Here is a 19288-nt window from a genome sequence, read left to right as displayed (position 1 = left end):
ACACCGCGGGAATAGCTCAGTTGGTAGAGCACGACCTTGCCAAGGTCGGGGTCGCGAGTTCGAGTCTCGTTTCCCGCTCCAAATAAACAAAAACGCCGCTCACTGAGCGGCGTTTTTGTATCCGTAATATATCTGACGCAAAAAAAGCCCGCCGGTATTGCCGTGCGGGCTTTGTCGTTTAGCTAGCGCTTTTAGTGCTTGCTGCCCTGCGTGGGCATGGCCAGCAATTGTTTTTCCTGATTCCAGTCGAAGGGAGCATCGTTTTCCAGGGCCTCGAAGCGGTGTTCTTCCAGGGTCTGGTACATCTCGATTTCTTCGTCGGGCATGAAATGCAGGCAGTCGCCACCGAAGAACCAGAGCAGGTCGCGCGGGACCAGGTGAGCGATTTGCGGGTAGCGCTGGAAGATCTGGCTGATCAGATCCTGGCCGAGGTAGAGGCTGGCTTCCGGGTCGTTCGGCAGATCGGCCAGCAGTTCGTCATAGCGCTCCAGATACATGGCATGGCTGTCATCGAGAATCTGCTCGGCTTCGCCCAAGGCAACCAGAATGGTGCGCAGATGGGCGAGCAGGGCGAGGTGATGATCGAGGTGGGTGTTGGCCATGACAAAAATCCTGTAGGTGAAACGGGCGCGCAAGTATAAAGCTCTGCGCGCCCACTGTCCCAGGCCATGAACAACTGCTGCGCTTGGCCGTGGATTAGTGGCTCTAGCGCACCTTGCCGCGGCCGAGTTTCAGTTCTTCCTTGGCGAAGTCGTCGACGTCGATCACCAGGCGTCGCGCGGCTTCGGCCTGGTGCAGGCTCTGTGCTTCTTCGGCGGTGAGGATGCCGGCACTGGCTGCGGTATCGATCAGGCTCTGCCCCGGCGCCTCCTGCAGTTGACCGTCCTTGAGTGCCTGGTGCAGTTTTTTCTGCAGGGGTTGCACGCTTTGCAACAGGTCCATCGCCTGCTGCAGGGCGGCCACCGGGTCGTTCTCCGCCTGTGGCCGATAGCAGCCGGCGAGCAACTCTTCCAGGGCCGGATCGCCGCTGTTGCGTCCGATGATCTCGGCGACCTGGGCATCCTGTGCATCGCTTGGGCCTTTGTGGCGGCGGCCGAAGGGGAAGACCAGTACACGCAAGGCGCAACCGAGCAGTTTGTTCGGGAAGTTGCCGAGCAGTTCATCCAGCGCCTGCTCGGCGTGGCCCAGGCTTTCTTCCATGGCCCAGCACAGCAGCGGACGTGAATGCGCGGGGTAATCCAGGTCGTGGTAGCGCTTGAGCCCTGCCGAAGCCAGGTACAGATGGCTGAGCACGTCGCCCAGGCGTGCGGAAAGCCGTTCGCGGCGTTTCAGTTCGCCGCCCAATAGCATCATGCTCAAGTCGGCAATCAGGGCGAAGGCTGCAGCCAGGCGATTCAGAGCGCGAAAGTAGGGGCGACTGAGGTTATCACCCGGCGCATCGCTGAAGCGGCCCAGGCCAAGGCTGAGGAGCAGGCTGCTGGCTGCGTTGCTCACGGCAAAGCCGATGTGTTGCAGCAGCAGTTCGTCGAACTCCAACAGCGCCTGCTGCTGGTCTTCGCGGTCGGCCAGGGCCATTTCCTTGAGTACGTAGGGGTGGCAGCGGATCGCGCCCTGGCCGAAGATCATCAGGTTGCGCGAGAGGATGTTGGCGCCTTCCACGGTGATGAAAATCGGTGCGCCTTGCCAAGAGCGCGCCAGGTAGTTGTTAGGGCCCATGATGATGCCCTTGCCGCCATGCACGTCCATGGCGTGGCTGATGCATTCGCGGCCACGTTCGGTCAGGTGGTATTTGAGGATCGCCGAGAGCACCGAGGGTTTTTCGCCCAGGTCCACTGCGTTGGCGGTGAGTATGCGCGCGCTGTCCATCAGCCAGGCATTGCCGCCGATGCGTGCCAGGGCCTCCTGAATGCCTTCGAAGGCCGCCAGCGGTACATTGAATTGCTCGCGTATCTGGCTGTACTGGCCGGTCACCAGGCTGGTGAACTTGGCCGCTCCGGTACCTACCGCCGGCAGGGAGATGGAACGGCCGACCGAGAGGCAGTTCATCAGCATCATCCAGCCTTTGCCGAGCATGTCCTGGCCACCGATCAGGTAGTCCAGCGGGATGAACACGTCTTTGCCCGAGTTCGGTCCGTTCATGAAGGCGGCGCCGAGGGGCAGATGGCGGCGGCCGATTTCCACGCCGGGCGTGTCAGTGGGGACCAGGGCCAGGCTGATGCCGAGGTCTTCCTGTTCGCCCAGCAAGTGATCGGGGTCGTAGGCTTTGAATGCGAGGCCGAGCAGGGTCGCAACCGGGCCCAGGGTGATGTAGCGCTTTTCCCAAGTCAGGCGCAGGCCGAGCACTTCCTCGCCCTGCCACTGACCTTTGCAGATAATCCCAGTGTCGGGCATGGCCCCAGCGTCCGAGCCGGCCAGTGGGCCGGTAAGGGCGAAGCAGGGGATGTCATCGCCGCGCGCCAGGCGCGGCAGGTAGTGCTGGCGCTGCTCATCGGTGCCGTAGTGCAGCAGTAATTCCGCCGGCCCGAGTGAGTTGGGTACCATGACGGTGGATGCCAGGTCGCCACTGCGGGTGGCCAGTTTCATCGCTACCTGGGAGTGGGCGTAGGCGGAAAAGCCTTTGCCGCCGTATTCCTTGGGGATGATCAGGGCGAAAAAGCCATGCTGCTTGATGTGTTCCCAGGCCTTGGCCGGCAGGTCCATTTGCTGGCCGATCTGCCAGTCGCTGACCATCGCGCAGAGTTCTTCGGTGGGGCCATCGATAAAGGCTTGCTCCTCCTCGCTCAATTGCGCCTTGGGGTAGGCCAGCAGTTTGTCCCAGTCCGGGCGGCCGCTGAAGAGCTCGCCATCCCACCAGACGCTACCGGCTTCGATGGCATCGCGTTCGGTGGCCGACATGGGCGGCAGTACCCGCTGAAACCAGGCGAACATGGGCGCGCTGAACAGTTTTCGCCGTTGTTCCGGCAGCACCAGCGGCAGTGCCACGACCAGGAGCAAGAGCCAGAAGGCAGTCAACAGCCAGGTTGGGGCATGACTGAATAGGCCCAAGAGAACCAGGTACCCGGCAACCATGCCGAGAGCGGGCAGCGGTGCGGTGCGGCGGTGGGCCAGGTAGGTCGTGGCAACGACCAGTACGAGCAACCAGACGGCGAGCATGCAAAATCCTCCGTGATGACGAGTGGGAAAGAACCAGTGGTGAGTCTAGCCGCCATCCAGACAAAGATGGCGACAAGGACGGCAAGCTTGGCCGGATAGTCGTGACATACGCACGATCGGCGTCGTTAGACTGGGATTCCCGTCAGGAGGAATAACGATGCATGAATATCTGCAACCCGGCCGCTTCATCGATAGTGACCACCCGGCGTTGATTGAGTTCGCTGAAGCGTCGCGTGGCGGCAGTGGTGATCCGGTAGAACAGGCCGTCAGACTGTATTACGCCGTTCGCGATGGCATTCGTTACAACCCCTATGTCTTCAGTCGAGACCCGCAAACGCTGAAAGGCAGTCATGCGCTGCTCAGCGGCGAGAGCTACTGCGTGCCAAAGGCCACGCTGTTGGCAGCCTGTGCGCGGCATTGCGCGATTCCCGCGCGTATTGGTCTTGCCGATGTGCGTAACCACTTGGCTACCCCGCGGCTGCTGGAGCTGCTGCGTAGCGAAGTGTTCGCCATGCACGGTTATACCGAGTTGTATCTGCAGGGACGCTGGGTCAAGGCTACCCCGGCGTTCAATCTGGAGTTGTGCCGGGTCTTCAAGGTGGCGCCACTGGAGTTCGATGGGCTTGGCGACAGTGTGTTCCATCCGTTCAACCAGCAGGGGCAGCGTTACATGGAATATCTGCTCGACCACGGGCGTTTCGCCGACGTGCCGCAAGAGCTGTTCTTCAGCCATTTGGCGGCGGTCTATCCACATTTGTTCGCCGAAGAGGCGCCGCTGCTTATGGGGAATTTTCAGGCCGAAGCCGCGCGCTAGGCCCTGCCCCCGACCCATCTACACAAGACGGGTCGTCAGCAGCTGGCTGATGCTTGGCGTTAGCCAGGATGTCTCATGGTGTAGTGTTGATCAATTATTGATCAGGCTGAGGAATTCGCTGCGGGTAGCGGGGTTGTCGCGGAATTCACCGAGCATGACCGAGGTGACCATCGAGGAGTTCTGCTTTTCCACCCCGCGCATCATCATGCACATGTGCTGGGCCTCGATCACCACGGCGACGCCGAGGGCGCCGGTGACCTCCTGGATGGCTTCGGCGATCTGCCGGCTGAGGTTTTCCTGGATCTGCAGGCGGCGGGCATACATGTCGACGATCCGCGCGACCTTGGACAGGCCGAGCACCTTGCCGTTGGGGATGTAGGCGACGTGAGCCTTGCCGATGAACGGCAGCAGGTGGTGCTCGCACAGCGAGTACAGCTCGATGTGCTTGACCAGTACCATTTCGCTGTTGTCTGAGCTGAACAGCGCGCCGTTGGTGACTTCTTCCAGGCTTTGCTGGTAGCCGCGGCAGAGGTACTGCATGGCCTTGGCGGCACGCTTGGGGGTGTCGAGCAAGCCTTCGCGGGACGCGTCTTCGCCGAGTTGACCGAGGATTGCGGTGTAGTTTTGTTCCAGGGACATGGATCTTCCTGTGGCATTCGGGGTAATACGCTAGGGCGCAGGGTAGGGGTGAGTTTCAGGCTGACAAGGACCAGGCGTCTGCTACCACTCGTCGCGGCCATCCAGCATGGTGCGCTTGAGCATCACATAAACCGCCCCGGTGCCGCCATGCTTGGCCACGCAGGAGGTGAAGCCGAGTACCTGTGGGTGCTGGCGCAGCCAGGTGTTGACGTGACTTTTGATCATCGGTTTGCGCCCATCCATGCGCACAGCCTTGCCATGGGTGATGCGCACGCAGCGCACTTCCAGCTTGCTGGCTTCGGCGAGGAACTCCCACAGGGTGTCGCGGGCTTTTTCCACGGTCATGCCGTGCAGGTCAAGGCTGCCTTCAAAGCTGATCTGGCCAAGTTTAAGCTTGCGCATCTGGCCTTCCTGCACGCCATTGGCGGCCCAGTACAGCGGGTCTTCGGGCCCTACGTCGATGACGAACTGGTCGGACAGGCCATCGACTTTTAGCGTATCCACGCGCACCGTGGCCGCCTGGCGCAGGCTAGCCAACTGTTTGCGGTCGGGCTTGGCTTTGCCGGTGTCAGCACGATCGTGCTTGATCGGCTTTACGCCGCGCAACTCGGCTTTGAACAGGGCGCTGTCGTTATCGTCTCTGCTGTCGTCTTGCATCTGGGCCTCCGCGAAGGCCGCTAGTGTAACCAAGGCTGAGAGCTTGTGAAAAAACTCTTGTCGACCGCGGCCGCCTCCAAACGCCCGTAGCGGCGCTCGATAATTTCATGGCCTCTGAGGCTTAAGTGCTGCCGTCGATCGATGGGGCGGACTTCAGTCGCGTTTCTTCATCAGGTGCGGGGCCATGCTCAAATCGCTGGGGCGGCGCAGGCGGCGTCGGCACAGGCGCCACAATGCGATGCCGGTCCACAGCAGCAATAAACCGAATACCAGCAATACCGCGGCTGCGCCGGTCGACTCGTTGAGTGCGCCGAGTGTCGGCGCCCGGCCGAGCAGGCTGGCTGCGCCGGCCATCGTCAGCAGCACGCCAAAGGCGGCGAGTAGTGCTGCCAGTATGGCGGCGAAGCGCATGCGCCAGTTGCTCGGCCCGCGTGGACGCAGACGGCGAGCATCGAAACCATCGGATAACTTCATTCCGATTTCCTCAGTGGGTATCGGCGGTATGACCGGCAGGTACTGTGCGGGTTCCTGCGGCATGTCAGGCATGACCGCAGGCTGTGAGCGGATCTGGGTTTTCTCGTCGCGCGACTCAGATCAGGGCACTGGCTTGTGCTACCACTGCCGCGAAGTTGTCAGCCAGGGCGATGATCTCCGCACGGTGCATGTCGGCGGCGCTGATGACCTTGCCGTCCAGGGTCGGCAGGTCGCGGGTGGCGCAGGCGGTATCGACCACCGTACAGCGGTAGCCATAGTCCTTGGCCGCGCGCACCGTGGTGCTGATGCTCGAATGGGTCATGAAGCCGCAGACGATCAGGTCGAGGTAGCCAAGCGCCTGCAGCTGGTCATGTAACTCGGTCCCGGAGAAGGCGTTGGGCATGCGCTTCTCCACCACGATTTCGCCGGGCAGCGGTGCCACCTCGGGCAGGTGATGGCCGCGAGGGCCGCGGGGGTCGAGCAGGCCGTCGGGAATCCCCAGGTGCTTTACATGGACGATAGAGGCGCCGGTGTTACGTGCGGCGGTCAGCAGCTTGGCGATCTCCGCGAGTGCCGGATCGAGCCCTGGCAGTTGCAGCACGCCGCTGCGGTATTCCTCTTGGGCATCGATGATCAGTAGGGTCGCATTGCCCAGGGTGGCGGGGGCATGGCTGCGCCCTGTGAGCTGAAACAGTGTTTGCGGATGAGACATGACCTAACTCCTCGCTGGCGCGGACGACAGCGTCCATTGTCCGCCTGTGCGAGGCTGCTGTGAACCTCTTCGGTGTGCGGCCTTGCGTGCTAACGCGGAGACGAACAGAATCGAACCTATCCAGGGGGTCTGGAGTCGTACGCAAAAGGAGTTGCCTATGGACTTGCTGTCACTGTTTTCCGCGCATTTTTGGTTGTTGTTCGCCTTGGCGGTTTCCATCGCGGTGTTTCGCGAACTCAGGTGTGAGCCGAATGAGCCATCCTTGCGCGCACCGCGGCGCAAGAAAACTGAGTGAGCGCCCGGGGGTCGCCGGGCGCAGTTCGTTCAGTTCAATAGAGGCCGAAGACCTGGAACTGCAGGTACCAGACGCCCAGTGAAGAGAAGAAGTTGACCAGGATGGCCGGCAGGAACTTCAGGTGCACGCCAAAGCTGTAGGTCTTGTCCAGCGACATGGCCATGACCCCGGCAGCCGAGCCGACCACGGTCAAGGAGCCGCCAATCCCGACCATCAAGGCGTTCAGTGCCCACTGATCGAGGCCCAGCTGCGGGTTGGACATGAGGGCGGCGGCTTCGACCGGTACGTTATCCATGACGCCCGAGGCGATGCCGAGAATCACGTTGACCCCACTGGGACTCATGACCTCGAACAGTTGCGAGATATAGGTCAGCCAGCCGACGTGGTTGAGGCAGGCAACCGAGGTGATGATGCCGATAAAGAACAGCAGGGCGTTCCATTCGACCTTCTGCAGTTGATCCTGCCAGGGCAGTTCGATGCCGCGGCGCATCAGCAGCCAGGCGTAGAGTGCGACCAGACCCAGGCCGATACCGATGGCGAATTCGATGCTGACCTTGAGCAGGATGTTGCACAGCACTGCGCCGACCACGGCGAAGAAACCAACGATAGCCAGCCCCGCGCCGCCAGGCTTGAGGCCGGTTTCCGAGGGATCGGCCAGGTGGATCAGGTCCTGGCCATCCAATTTACGCAAATAGAAGAAATGCAGGGTGGCGGCGAACAGTAGCCAGCCGATCAGTGCCGAGGGAATCAACAGCAACAGCCCGGCGATGCTGATCTTGCCCGCCAACACCACCATCAGGCTGGTCGAGGTGCCGAGAAACCACACGCCGCTATTGGACGCCACGACGATATTGCACAGCGCCACATGGGTGTAGCGCTGGTTGGTGGAAATGCTTTTCACCGTCTTGCCAAAGATCATCGCGGTGGTGATGTTGTTGAGAAACGGCGAGAGCATTGCCGACAGTGCGCCGGTGGCCCAGAACATGCCTTTGGCGCCCAGGCCTTTGCGCATCAGATAGCCGTTGAGCGCGGTGAATACGTTCCGCTCGTTGAGCAACTCCACCACCATCCACATGAACGCCATGAAAGCGATCAGGCCGAACAATTCTTCCTTGGTCTCGCTTTGCGCGTGGAGGAAGTACTGGAAGCCGTTGGGATCATTGATGGCGTAGTGAGCACCGATCACGATCAAGCCAGACATCATGAACATGGCAGGCTTGAATTTATCCATCTCCAATTGAGCTTCAAAAACGATAAGCGTCATGCCAAATAGGAATATCGCCAGCACGAGCAAGCCCGTGAGCGAAAAGGGTTCTATGACCATTTGTGGTGGATCTCGGAAGGAAGGAGGGAGGGGTTAAAAATTCGTTACAAATTATATCGGAACGCCTGGCGCTGCGACACGGGGTCGCATGGGCCGCGCGGTATTTATTTGCGGCCATACGTCATGCTCGGACGCTTCGGCTAAACTGCGTCGACTTTTGCCAGGAGAGACTCTTGTGACTGCAGTGCCTACCCGTTTACGTACCCTGCGTGATTACATCCGCTGGGCTGTCAGCTGTTTCAATCGAGAAGAGTTGTTCTTCGGGCATGGCAGCGACAATGCTTGGGACGAGGCGCGCCAGTTGGTGCTGGGGGCGGTGCATCTGCCTTGGGAGATCGCCGACAGCTACCTCGATTGCCGCCTGGAGGATGACGAGCAGGCGCATCTGCAAGCCTTGCTCAAGCGCCGCATCGAGGAGCGTGTGCCGACCGCCTACCTGTTGGGCGAGGCCTGGTTCTGTGGCCTGCCATTCATCGTCGATGAGCGCGTGCTGATTCCCCGCTCACCGATTGCCGAGCAGATCGAGCAGCATTTCCAGCCTTGGCTGCCCCAGGAGCCTGCGCGGATTCTCGACCTGTGCAGCGGCTCCGGCTGCATCGGTATTGCCTGCGCCTACGAATTCCCCGAGGCCGAGGTGGTTTTGGCTGACCTCTCGTATCAGGCGCTGGAGGTGGCCAACCAGAACATCGAACGCCATCAGCTGGATGAGCGGGTCTACACCGTGCAGGGCGATGGTTTTGACGGTTTGCCGGGGCAGCGCTTCGACCTGATCGTGTCCAACCCGCCCTACGTCGATGCCGAGGATTTCGCCGACATGCCGGCCGAATACCAGCACGAGCCGGCCCTGGGTCTGGCGTGCGGCGAGGATGGCCTGAATCTGGTGCGGCGCATGCTGGCCGAAGCAGCCGATCATCTGACTGACAAGGGTTTGCTGATTGTCGAGGTCGGCAACAGCCAGGTGCATGTCAGCGCCCTGTACCCGGAAGTGGACTTCACCTGGCTGGAGTTCGAGCGCGGTGGCCATGGCGTGTTCCTGCTGGCGGCCCAGCAGTGCCGTGAGCACCAGGCGTTGTTTCGCGAGCGTCTTGCCGGCTAAGCGGGGCGAAGCCCGCGCGGCCGCGCTGCGGATCAGCCTAGCGGCTCAGTAACGAGGCCGCGCCAGCACCGCCAAACAGGGCTGCGCTGACCCGGTTGAACCACGTCTGGCCTTTGCCTGAGCGTAGGTAGCGCGCCGCACCACGGGCGCTGAGGCCATAGAACAGCTTGCAGCTCAGATCGAGCACTGCCCAGGTGGCAATCATCAGCAGTAGCTGGGTCATCATTGGTCTTGCGCCGCTAATGAACTGCGGCAGGAAAGCGGCGAAGAACAGAATATCCTTGGGATTGCTGGCCCCCAGGCCGAAGGCCTGCCAGAACATGGCCTGAAAGCTCGGGTTGATCGCCTGCTCCTCGGTGCTCACTGGCTGGGCAGCTTGGCGCGAGGCCTGCCAGCTTTGCCAGGCGAGGTAGAACAGGTAGAGCGCACCGACGATCTTGAGGGCACTGAACACCCGCTCCGAGGCCAATAGCAAGGCACCAAGGCCAAGCGCCGAGGCGCTGAGCAGGCAGATCGAGGCCGAGACCCCGCCGAGGAACGCCGGCAGCGAGCGGCGCAGGCCATAATTCAGGCTGTTGCTGACCATCAGCAACGACAGTGGTCCGGGGATCAGAATAACGATCAGTGCGGCGCTGCTGAACAACAGCCAGGTTTCCAGGCTCATGGCATTCGCTCCTTATTATGGAAAAGCCCCAGCGTCGAAACGTTGAGGCTTGGTACTGCGTGGGCCAACCTTACAGGAAGGCGAATTTGGCGATGAAAATGATGCACAGCACATAGAGGCTGACGGAAACCTTGTCACGCTGGCCAGTCAGCAACTTCAACGAGGCATAAGACAGGAAGCCCAGGGCAATGCCGTTGGCGATGGAGAAGGTCAGCGGCATCATCACCACGGTAACGATTGCCGGAATGGTGTCGGTCTGATCTTTCCAGTCGATATGCGCCAGGCCGCTCATCATCAGCATGGCGACGTAGATAAGCGCACCTGCAGTGGCATAGGCGGGAATCATGCCGGCCAGTGGGGCGAAGAACATCGCAGCCAGGAACAGCACGCCGACAGTTACCGCAGTCAGGCCGGTACGGCCGCCTGCGGCCACGCCAGAGGCGCTTTCCACGTAGCTGGTCACGGGCGGGCAACCGACCAAGGCACCAATTACGCTGGAGGTGCTGTCGGCTTTCAGGGCTTGCGAGAGGTTCTGGATCTTGCCGTCTTCATCGATCAGGTTGGCACGATGGGCAACGCCCATCAGGGTGCCTGCGGTGTCGAACATGTTGACGAAGAGGAACGACAGAATCACGCTGATCATCGAGATCTGGAAGGCGCCGGCTATATCCATCGCCAGGAAGGTCGGAGCCAGGCTGGGCGGCATAGAGACCAGGCCGTTGTACTCGACCAGGCCCATGGCCATGCCAATGCCCGTTACCGCAAGCATGCTGAACAGGATGGCGCCAAACACGTTGCGGTGACTGAGCACGGCGATGAGCAGGAAGCAGATGGCAGCCAGCAGCGCGTCAGGATTGGCGAAGCTGCCCATGGTCAGCAGGGTAGCCGGACTGTCGACCACGATACCGGCGGTTTTCAGGCCGATCAGACCGAGGAATAGACCGACACCGGCGCCCATGGCAAAGCGCAGGCTCATGGGGATGCTGTTGAGCAACCACTCGCGAATGCTCGACAGGCTCATGAACATGAACAGGATGCCGGAGAGGAATACCGCACCCAGTGCGATTTCCCAGCTATAGCCCATGTCGCCGACTACGGTGAAAGTGAAGAAGGCGTTCAATCCCATGCCGGGTGCAAGACCTACCGGCCAATTGGCATACAAACCCATGAGGAAGCAACCCAGCGCCGCACCCACGCAGGTGGCGACAAAGGCTGCGCCCTGATCTACCCCTGCCATTGCCATGATATTGGGGTTGACGAAGATGATGTAGACCATGGTGAAGAAGGTGGTAATGCCCGCAATCAGCTCGGTTTTGATGTTGGTGCGGTGTTCGGTCAATTTGAAAAAACGATCGAGCAGGCCAGGTTTTATCGACCCTAGAACGTGAGTTGCATGTTGTTCTTGTTTAGCGCTTTCCACAGTGGGTACTCCTCATCTCTCTTGTTGTGTACCACCCAGAGTCGTTATTGCGCACGCTTCGGCTCTCTGAGGTAGGTGGTGCGTTTGGGTGTGCTCACTGGCTCATTTGTTGACCATAAGGTCAGGAAGCTACACTGGCGCGATTATGATGTTGTATACAAAAAAAGCAAATAATGTTTTATGTTTTGATTGCATGCCGTGTATGACCTCATACGAGGTTGTGGTGCTGCTGTCAGGACGCTCATTTCATTCAATATTAATTAAAAAGCCTTTTAAAACAGATAGATAAAAACTTTCAGGCAGCCTGCGGTGAGGGTTCTTCGCGTGACTAATAAGCGCGATCAATGGTGCCCTAAGCTGATTTTTTTGCAGAAAAATCGATTCTTATAAGAAATCAATTTAGGGGGATCCTGCACGCCGGAAGCACGGGCGGCGTTCGGGGAGGCCAGGTAGGCGATGCCGTGGCATGACGACGGTTGTACATGTGGTGTGTGAATTGATCGAATTGTGTACAATGCGCCGGTATTTTCCTGTTTTTCGCCATGTACTGCTTGCCAGTTGCCGGGTGAACAGCAGTAGAGTCTCGGAAGCAGGCCGACCCTCTTTAACGCGAGCCAGAATGAACGAGCAATTGCAGCCTCTCAGGAAACAGCCGGGTACCGGCAAAAGCAGCCATAGCGGGACTCAGGACGATGTCGTCTACGCGCATATCTTCGACGCTATCCTCGAACAGCGCCTGGCGCCTGGCACCAAGCTGAGCGAAGAGGCCTTGGGCGAAATCTTCGGCGTTAGTCGCACCATCATCCGCCGCGCCTTGTCACGCCTGGGCCATGAAAGCGTCGTGCTGCTGCGCCCCAATCGTGGGGCGGTGGTCGCCAGCCCCAGCGTGGATGAAGCCCGGCAGATTTTTTATGCCCGGCGCATGGTCGAGCGTGCAATTACCGAATTGGCGGTCGCGCATGCCACGGCCGAGCAGCTGGCCGAACTGCGGCAGATGGTCAAGGACGAGCAAGCCTGCTTCTCCCGTGGCGATCGTGGTGCGGGTATCCGCCTGTCCGGCGAGTTTCACCTGAAGCTGGCCGAGGCGGCGAAGAATGCGCCGCTGATCAGCTTCCAGCGCAGTCTGGTGTCACAGACTTCATTGATCATTGCCCAATACGAAAGCGGTAGTCGTTCGCATTGCTCCTACGACGAGCACAACCAGTTGATCGATGCCATCGAGGCCCGCGATGTGACCCGGGCCGTGAGCCTGATGATGCATCACATGGATCATATCGACAGCAAGCTCAACCTCGACGAGGAGAGCGCCTCGGACGACCTGCACGCGGTATTTTCGCACCTGTTGCCGGCCACCAAGAAAAAGCCGGGACGTACTCCGACCGATCGCTGATTGGTAATCGACCACGGGTGGGTCAGACGCACGTTGCCTATGGCGATGAACCAGCAAGATCCGTTGCGCCGTAACCCACCATAGGTGCACCCGGTATATCGTCTGATGGGTTACGCGGCGCGCCACGATCGCGGCGCCTGATCATTCGGAGTTTGGCGCCGCTAACCCACCCTACGGATCGTAACAGCCCTCAATCGCGGCGGTGTACCGACTGGCCGGCGGCGAAGGTTTCCTTGATTGCGCGGTCGTCGCCGAGCATGGTCAGGGCGAACAACTTCTCGGCCAGGCTCGTGGCTTGTTGCATGCGATAGCTGATCAGCGGTGTGGCGTTGTAGTCGAGCACCACGAAGTCGGCGTCCTTGCCGCTTTCGAAGTTGCCGAGCTTGTCGTCCAGGTACAGCGCGTTGGCACCGCCCAGAGTGGCCAGGTACAGCGACTTGAACGGGTCGAGTTTCTTGCCCTGCAACTGCATAACCTTGTACGCCTCGTTCAGTGACTGCAGCTGGCTGAAGCTGGTGCCAGCGCCGACGTCGGTGCCCAGGCCGACGCGCACGCCGTGGCGTTCCAGCTTGTTCAGGTCGAACAGACCGCTGCCGAGGAACAGGTTGGAGGTGGGGCAGAAGGCCACGGCCGAGCCGGTCTCGGCCAGGCGCTGGCACTCGGCGTCGCACAGGTGCACGCCATGGGCGAACACCGAACGCGCGCCGATCAGCTTGAAGTGGTCGTACACATCCAGGTAACCACCGCGCTCGGGGAACAGCTGCTTGACCCATTCGATCTCCTGGCGATTCTCGGACAGGTGGGTGTGCATGTACAGGTCGGGATATTCCTGGAAAAGCTGGCCGGCCAGGGTCAGCTGCTCCGGGGTGCTGGTCGGGGCGAAGCGCGGGGTCACGGCATAGTGCAGGCGGCCCTTGCCGTGCCAGCGCTCGATCAGCTCCTTGCTCTCGGCGTAGCCGGACTCCGGCGTGTCGGTCAGGTAGTCCGGGGCATTGCGGTCCATCAGCACCTTGCCGGCGATCATGCGCAGGTTCAGCGCCTCGGCGGCCTCGAAGAAGGCGTCCACCGACTGCTTGTGTACGCTGCCGAACACCAGCGCGGTGGTGGTGCCGTTGCGCAGCAGTTCCTTGAGAAAGATGCTGGCCACGTCAGCCGCGTGGGCCTTGTCTGCGAACTGGCGCTCGGTGGGAAAGGTGTAGGTATTCAGCCAATCCAGCAGCTGTTCGCCGTAGGAGGCGATCATCCCGGTCTGCGGGTAGTGGATATGGGTGTCGATAAAGCCGGGGGTGATCAGCGCGTCGCGGTATTCGGTCAGCTCGATGCCCTTGAGCGACGGCAACAGTTCGGCGGCATGGCCGACGCGGGCGACCTGACCGTTTTCGATAACCAGCACGCCGTCCTCGAAATATTCATAGGACTGCTCGACGCCGACCACGGCGGGGTCGGCAAGGCTGTGCAGGATGGCGGCGCGGTAGGCTTGTACATTGGCGGTCATGGAGTTCGTATCTCAAATCAAAGTGATCGGGTAGGTTGGGTCGGGCCAGTATCTCGGGAGCGCTGCGTGCTCTTTGTTGGGTTTCGCTGCGCTCAGCCTGCGAGGCCGACCCAACCTACGGGTGTCCGGCTTGGCTCCGGCGGCTGTCAGGCAGCAATTTGGTGACGCTCGATTTGCCCTTCTTCACCTCCTGGCCAAAGGCGGCGTTGTAGGTGGCGATCACCTCACCGGCGATGGACACGGCGATTTCGATCGGCAGCTTGCCTTTGACCTCGGCCAGGCCCATGGGGCAACGCATGCGTTGCACCACCTCCGACTGGAAGCCGCGGTCGCGCAGGCGGTGTTCGAATTTGGCGCGCTTGCTCTTCGAGCCGATCAGGCCGCAATAGGCGAAGTCGTTGCGCTTGAGGATGGCGGCGGTCAGTTCCAGGTCGAGCTGGTGGTTGTGGGTCATGACGATAAAGTAGCTGCCGGCGGGCATGCTATCGACCTCGTCGACCACTTCGTCGTTGACCACTTTCTCCACCCCGGCGGGAGTCTGCTCGGGGAACTCGTTTTCCCGCGAGTCGATCCAGCGCACCTTGCACGGCAGGCTGGCGAGCAGTGGCACCAGCGCGCGGCCAACATGGCCAGCGCCGAATACGGCGATCTGCGCCTGGGGCTGACCCATGGGCTCGAACAGCAGCACGGTGGCGCCGCCGCAACATTGGCCGAGGCTGGCGCCGAGATTGAAACGTTCCAGGCGGGTGTCCTGGCTGCGCGTGGCGAGCATTTCGCGGGCCAGCTCCATCGCCTTGTATTCCAGGTGGCCGCCGCCGATGGTTTCGAAAATACGGTCAGGGGTGACCACCATCTTCGAGCCGGCATTGCGCGGCGTCGAGCCGCGCTCCTCGATGATGGTTACCAGCACGCAAGGCTGGCCTTGCTGCTGCAGGTCGGCGAGGGCGCTGATCCAACTCATTTGCTCAGCCTCCAGGTCGGTGGTGTTTGTCCAGGGCGCGGCAGGCGCCAGTTGCTCGGCGACGGATCCAGTACTGGAACTGGCGCCGGCCGGGTCGGTTGGCCATTCGGCTCGGTGTGTTTTGTCATTGTTCTACACCTGTTGTGTCGGATGACGGTTCTTGTGTCTGTGGGAGGCGCTTCAGCGGCGACTGTCGCGGCTAAAGCCCCTCCCACAGCAGCCTCATGGCGGCGTCAGGTTCAGACCGGCTCGACCTCGGCAGCGCTGGCAGCCTTGGCCGGAGTCTTCAGCTTGCGCATCTGCTCCACGCCCCAGAGCACCCGCTCCGGGGTGGCCGGTGCGTCGATTGCCGGTTGCACGCGGTAATCGGCGAGGCTCGCCACCGCGTCCTTGATCGCGCACCACACGGCGATGCCGAGCATGAACGGTGGCTCGCCGACGGCCTTGGAGTGGAACACCGTGTCTTCCGGGTTCTTGCGGTTCTCCACCAGCTTGACCCGCAGGTCCAGCGGCATGTCGGCGATGGCCGGGATCTTGTAGCTGGCCGGGCCGTTGGTCATCAGCTTGCCCTTGGCGTTCCACACCAGCTCTTCCATGGTCAGCCAGCCCATGCCCTGAACGAAGGCGCCCTCGACCTGGCCGATGTCGATGGCCGGGTTCAGCGAGGCGCCGACGTCATGCAGGATGTCGGTGCGCAGCATCTTGTACTCGCCAGTCAGGGTGTCGACGATTACCTCGGCGCAGGCCGCGCCGTAGGCGAAGTAATAGAACGGCCGGCCGGCGGCCTTGTCGCGATCATAGAAGATCTTCGGCGTGCGGTAGAAGCCGGTGGAGGACAGCGATACCTGGGCGAAGTAGGCCTTCTGGATCACTTCCTCGAAGCTCAGGAACAGATCGCGTACGCGCACCTGGCCGTTGCGGAACTCGACGTCTTCCGGGGTGACCTTGTATTCGCGCACCAGGAAATCGACCAGGCGCTGCTTGATGATCTCTGCGGCGTTCTGCGCGGCCTTGCCGTTCAGGTCGGTGCCCGAAGAGGCGGCGGTCGGCGAGGTGTTGGGCACCTTGTCGGTGTTGGTCGCGGTGATCTGGATACGCGAGGTTTCGACCTGGAACACCTCGGCGACTATCTGCGCCACCTTGGTGTTGAGGCCCTGGCCCATCTCGGTGCCGCCGTGGTTCAGGTGGATCGAACCGTCGGTGTAGATGTGGATCAGCGCGCCGGCCTGGTTGAGGAAGGTGGCGGTGAAGCTGATGCCGAATTTGACCGGGGTCAGCGCCAGGCCTTTCTTCAGTACTGGGCTCTTGGCATTGAACGCCCGGATGTCCTCGCGGCGCTGGGCATACTCGCTGCTGGCCTCCAGGTCGGCGGTCATCTCGGCGAGCATGTTGTGCTCGACGGTCTGGTGGTAGTGGGTGACGTTGCGCTCGTCCTTGCCGTAGTAGTTGAGCTTGCGCACCGCCAGCGGGTCCTTGCCCAGGCTGCGGGCGACCGCATCCATGACTTCTTCGATGGCGACCATGCCCTGCGGGCCGCCGAAGCCGCGGTAGGCGGTGTTCGAGGCGGTATTGGTCTTGCAGCGGTGGCCATTGATGGTGGCGTTGCCGAGGAAGTAGGCATTGTCCGAGTGGAACATGGCGCGGTCGACGATGGAACCGGACAGATCCGGGGAATAGCCGCAGTTGCCCGCCAGTTCCAGTTGGATGCCGTGCAGCAGGCCGTTGTCGTCGAAGCCGACGTCATATTCCACATAGAACGGGTGGCGTTTGCCGGTGATGCTCATGTCCTCCATGCGCGGCAGGCGCATCTTGGTTGGCCGACCGGTGAGGTGGGCGATCACCGCACAGAGGCAGGCAGGGCCCGCCGCCTGGGTTTCCTTGCCGCCGAAGCCACCGCCCATGCGGCGCATGTCGATGACCACCTTATGCATGGGTATGCCCAGCACCTCGGCCACCAGCTTCTGTACTTCGGTGGCGTTCTGCGTGGACGTATAGACGATCATGCCGCCGTCCTCGCTAGGCATCACCGAGGAAATCTGGGTCTCCAGGTAGAAGTGTTCCTGACCGCCGATATGCAGCTTGCCTTGCAGGCGTCGTGGGGCGCTGGCCAGGGCGGCGGCAGAGTCGCCGATCTTGTGCTGGTGACTGTCGAGGACGAAATTCTGCTTGCGCAGCGCGTCCTCCACGTCCAGTACCGGCTCAAGGTCTTCGTACTCGATGATCGCCGCCATGGCCGCCTTGCGGGCAGTTTCCAGGCTATTGGCCCCCACCGCGACGACGACCTGGCCGACATATTCGACCTTGCCATCGGCCAGCAGCGGGTCGCCGGCGACTACCGGGCCGATGTCCAGCTGACCGGGTACGTCCTCGCTGGTGATGGCGATGGCCACGCCGGGGAATGCGTAGCAGGGCGCCGTGTCGATACTGAGGATGCGCGCATGGGCGCGGTCGCTCAGGCGCGCATAGACGTGCAACTGGTTAGGGAATTCCAGGCGATCGTCGACGTACACGGCTTCGCCGGACACATGCTTGTCCGCGCTCTCATGTTTGACGCTGCGGCCGACGCCGGTGGTGATGTCGGCGCGGAACAGGGCGGCCAGCTCTGCTTGAGTCTTGATGGTTTTGTGATGGCTAGACATAGGCGGTCACCCGGGTTTCGACTTCGGGAGCTTGCAGCTCGAGGAAGAATTTGCGCAGCAGGTTCTGCGCGATGAGCAGGCGGTATTCCTTGCTGGCACGGAAGTCGCTGAGCGGCGTGAAGTCTTCGGCCAGCGCCTCACAGGCACGCTCGACTGCTTCTGAATCGCAGGCGGCCCCGGTCAGCGCCGCCTCGCAGGCGGCGGCACGCTTGGGAATCGCCGCCATGCCGCCGAAGGCGATGCGGGCTTCTTGCACCACGCCGTCTTCGATGCGCAGGTTGAACGCGGCGCACACCGCGGAAATATCATCGTCCAGGCGCTTGGAGACTTTATAGGCGCGGAACGCCAGCTTGGCCTGGGCGCGCGGCACGATGATCTTCTCGATGAATTCGCCTTCCTGGCGGGCAGTGACCTTGTAGTCGAGGAAGTAGTCTTCCAGGGCAATGGTGCGGCTGTCGCTGCCCTTGCGCAGGACGATTTTTGCGCCGAGGGCGATCAGCAGCGGCGGGGCGTCGCCAATCGGTGAGGCGTTGCCGATATTGCCGCCGAGGGTGCCCTGGTTGCGGATCTGCAGGGAGGCAAAACGGTGCAGCAGCTCGCCGAAGTCCGGGTAGTCCTTGGCCAGCGCGGCGTAGCAGTCGGAAAGTGCGGTGGCGGCGCCGATCTCGATGCTGTCGGCGGTGACGTCCACGCGCTTCATCGACTCGATGTGACCGACGTAGATCATCACCGGCAGCTGGCGGTGGAACTGGGTAACTTCCAGGGCCAGGTCGGTGCCGCCGGCGAGCAGGCGCGCGTCCGGATTGGCAGCATAGATATCGGCCAGGTCGGCAATGGTCAGTGGCAGCAGGCAGCGTTTGTCGCCGCTATTCAGCTCGGCGGTTTCGCGCGGGGCAATGGCCTTGAGTTGGGCGACGGTGTCGGCCTCGAAGGCGTCGAACTGATCGGGCTGCTTCTGACAGCAGGCCTGCTCGGCGGCGTCGATGATCGGGCGGTAACCGGTGCAGCGGCACAGGTTGCCGGCCAGGGCTTCCAGGGTCTCGGCCTTGTCGAAGCCGTCCGCTTTCTTCTGCAGGGCGAACAGCGACATGACGAAACCCGGCGTGCAGAAACCGCACTGCGAGCCATGGCAGTCGACCATGGCCTGCTGCACGCTGTGCAGTTTGCCCTGGTGCTTGAGGTCTTCGACGCTGATCAGCTGCTTGCCGTGCAGGGAGGCGACAAAGGTCAGGCAGGAATTGAGGGTGCGATAGCGCACGCGCTCGCCGTCCAGCTCGCCGACGACCACGGTGCAGGCGCCGCAGTCTCCAGAGGCACAGCCTTCTTTGGTGCCGGACTTGCCGAGGTGCTCACGCAAGTAATTGAGCACGGTGAGGTTTGGATCGAGTTGCTGCTCGCTGCGCAGCTCCCGATTGACTAAAAACTGGATCAAGGACGACCTCCAGGCACTTTATTGTTCTTTACAAGCGGGTTGTATGGGGCGGTGTAAAACGCGGCGTCTGCTTGTGCGGCGTTCTGACGCGGCCATTCATGGAGCAAATCTAGAGATTTCTGA

16 protein-coding genes and 1 tRNA gene are annotated in these 19288 nt (G+C 61.4%); 4 read left to right on the top strand and 13 right to left on the bottom strand.

The window, feature by feature from the left end; all coding sequences use genetic code 11:
- The first annotated feature begins 5 nt into the window (after window positions 1-5).
- Window positions 6-81 (top strand) — tRNA-Gly (locus PH586_RS05330).
- Between the two features lie 110 nt (window positions 82-191).
- Here the strand turns inward: PH586_RS05330 and PH586_RS05325 are convergent.
- Together PH586_RS05325 and PH586_RS05320 are read right to left on the bottom strand one after the other, a co-directional pair.
- Complete coding sequence (locus PH586_RS05325) at window positions 192-602, bottom strand: PA2817 family protein (protein ID WP_238041582.1); 411 nt, start codon at window positions 600-602, stop codon at window positions 192-194.
- Between the two features lie 103 nt (window positions 603-705).
- The gene (locus PH586_RS05320; protein ID WP_271346741.1) at window positions 706-3153 is read right to left on the bottom strand and encodes an acyl-CoA dehydrogenase; all 2448 of its coding nucleotides are present in this window, start codon (window positions 3151-3153) and stop codon (window positions 706-708) included.
- A 157-nt stretch (window positions 3154-3310) separates the two neighbouring features.
- Here PH586_RS05320 and PH586_RS05315 point away from each other — a divergent pair, with 157 nt between their 5' ends.
- A complete protein-coding gene (locus tag PH586_RS05315) occupies window positions 3311-3967 on the top strand; it encodes a transglutaminase-like domain-containing protein (RefSeq protein ID WP_271346740.1) in 657 nt (218 codons plus the stop codon).
- A gap of 90 nt (window positions 3968-4057) precedes the next feature.
- On the opposite strand, the gene folE is transcribed toward PH586_RS05315, so the two are convergent.
- From folE to nhaD, 5 genes are all read right to left on the bottom strand, one after another.
- Window positions 4058-4606 (bottom strand): GTP cyclohydrolase I FolE, encoded by a 549-nt coding sequence (gene folE / locus PH586_RS05310; protein WP_271346739.1) that lies wholly within the window; start codon window positions 4604-4606, stop codon window positions 4058-4060.
- Window positions 4607-4687: 81 nt separating this feature from the next.
- The gene (locus PH586_RS05305; protein WP_271346738.1) at window positions 4688-5263 is read right to left on the bottom strand and encodes a Smr/MutS family protein; all 576 of its coding nucleotides are present in this window, start codon (window positions 5261-5263) and stop codon (window positions 4688-4690) included.
- A gap of 153 nt (window positions 5264-5416) precedes the next feature.
- A complete protein-coding gene (locus tag PH586_RS05300; RefSeq protein ID WP_271346737.1) occupies window positions 5417-5737 on the bottom strand; it encodes a hypothetical protein in 321 nt (106 codons plus the stop codon).
- A gap of 115 nt (window positions 5738-5852) precedes the next feature.
- Window positions 5853-6449, bottom strand: coding sequence for a cysteine hydrolase family protein (locus tag PH586_RS05295; protein WP_271346736.1), 597 nt, complete (start codon window positions 6447-6449; stop codon window positions 5853-5855).
- 329 nt (window positions 6450-6778) lie between these two features.
- Complete coding sequence (gene nhaD, locus PH586_RS05290; protein WP_271346735.1) at window positions 6779-8008, bottom strand: sodium:proton antiporter NhaD; 1230 nt, start codon at window positions 8006-8008, stop codon at window positions 6779-6781.
- Between the two features lie 235 nt (window positions 8009-8243).
- Between nhaD and prmB the strand changes: the two genes are divergently transcribed.
- Window positions 8244-9164 (top strand): 50S ribosomal protein L3 N(5)-glutamine methyltransferase, encoded by a 921-nt coding sequence (prmB, locus tag PH586_RS05285; protein WP_271346733.1) that lies wholly within the window; start codon window positions 8244-8246, stop codon window positions 9162-9164.
- 37 nt (window positions 9165-9201) lie between these two features.
- Here prmB and PH586_RS05280 read toward each other — a convergent pair whose 3' ends face one another.
- Together PH586_RS05280 and PH586_RS05275 are read right to left on the bottom strand one after the other, a co-directional pair.
- Window positions 9202-9828, bottom strand: a complete 627-nt coding sequence (locus PH586_RS05280) for a LysE family translocator (RefSeq protein ID WP_271346732.1) — start codon at window positions 9826-9828, stop codon at window positions 9202-9204.
- Window positions 9829-9898: 70 nt separating this feature from the next.
- The gene (locus tag PH586_RS05275) at window positions 9899-11248 is read right to left on the bottom strand and encodes an NCS2 family permease (RefSeq protein ID WP_271346731.1); all 1350 of its coding nucleotides are present in this window, start codon (window positions 11246-11248) and stop codon (window positions 9899-9901) included.
- A 619-nt stretch (window positions 11249-11867) separates the two neighbouring features.
- Here PH586_RS05275 and PH586_RS05270 point away from each other — a divergent pair.
- Complete coding sequence (locus PH586_RS05270; RefSeq protein ID WP_271346730.1) at window positions 11868-12638, top strand: GntR family transcriptional regulator; 771 nt, start codon at window positions 11868-11870, stop codon at window positions 12636-12638.
- 190 nt (window positions 12639-12828) lie between these two features.
- Here the strand turns inward: PH586_RS05270 and guaD are convergent, their stop codons facing one another.
- The 4 genes from guaD to xdhA form a co-directional block, all read right to left on the bottom strand.
- Complete coding sequence (gene guaD, locus PH586_RS05265; RefSeq protein WP_271346729.1) at window positions 12829-14133, bottom strand: guanine deaminase; 1305 nt, start codon at window positions 14131-14133, stop codon at window positions 12829-12831.
- A gap of 115 nt (window positions 14134-14248) precedes the next feature.
- Window positions 14249-15094 (bottom strand): xanthine dehydrogenase accessory protein XdhC, encoded by an 846-nt coding sequence (gene xdhC / locus PH586_RS05260; RefSeq protein WP_271346728.1) that lies wholly within the window; start codon window positions 15092-15094, stop codon window positions 14249-14251.
- 239 nt (window positions 15095-15333) lie between these two features.
- Window positions 15334-17733 carry a xanthine dehydrogenase molybdopterin binding subunit gene (gene xdhB, locus PH586_RS05255; RefSeq protein ID WP_271346727.1) on the bottom strand — a complete coding sequence of 800 codons (2400 nt, stop codon included), beginning with the start codon at window positions 17731-17733 and terminating at the stop codon, window positions 15334-15336.
- On the bottom strand, window positions 17726-19165 hold the full coding sequence (gene xdhA / locus PH586_RS05250; protein WP_271346726.1) for a xanthine dehydrogenase small subunit: 1440 nt from the start codon (window positions 19163-19165) through the stop codon (window positions 17726-17728). Before xdhA ends, xdhB begins: the two co-directional genes overlap by 8 nt.
- Window positions 19166-19288 lie beyond the last annotated feature (123 nt).

The sequence above is a fragment of the Pseudomonas aestuarii genome, assembly GCF_027988105.1.
Taxonomy (GTDB): Bacteria; Pseudomonadota; Gammaproteobacteria; order Pseudomonadales; family Pseudomonadaceae; genus Aquipseudomonas; species Aquipseudomonas aestuarii.
This window is presented reverse-complemented; position numbering and strand designations above follow the sequence as displayed.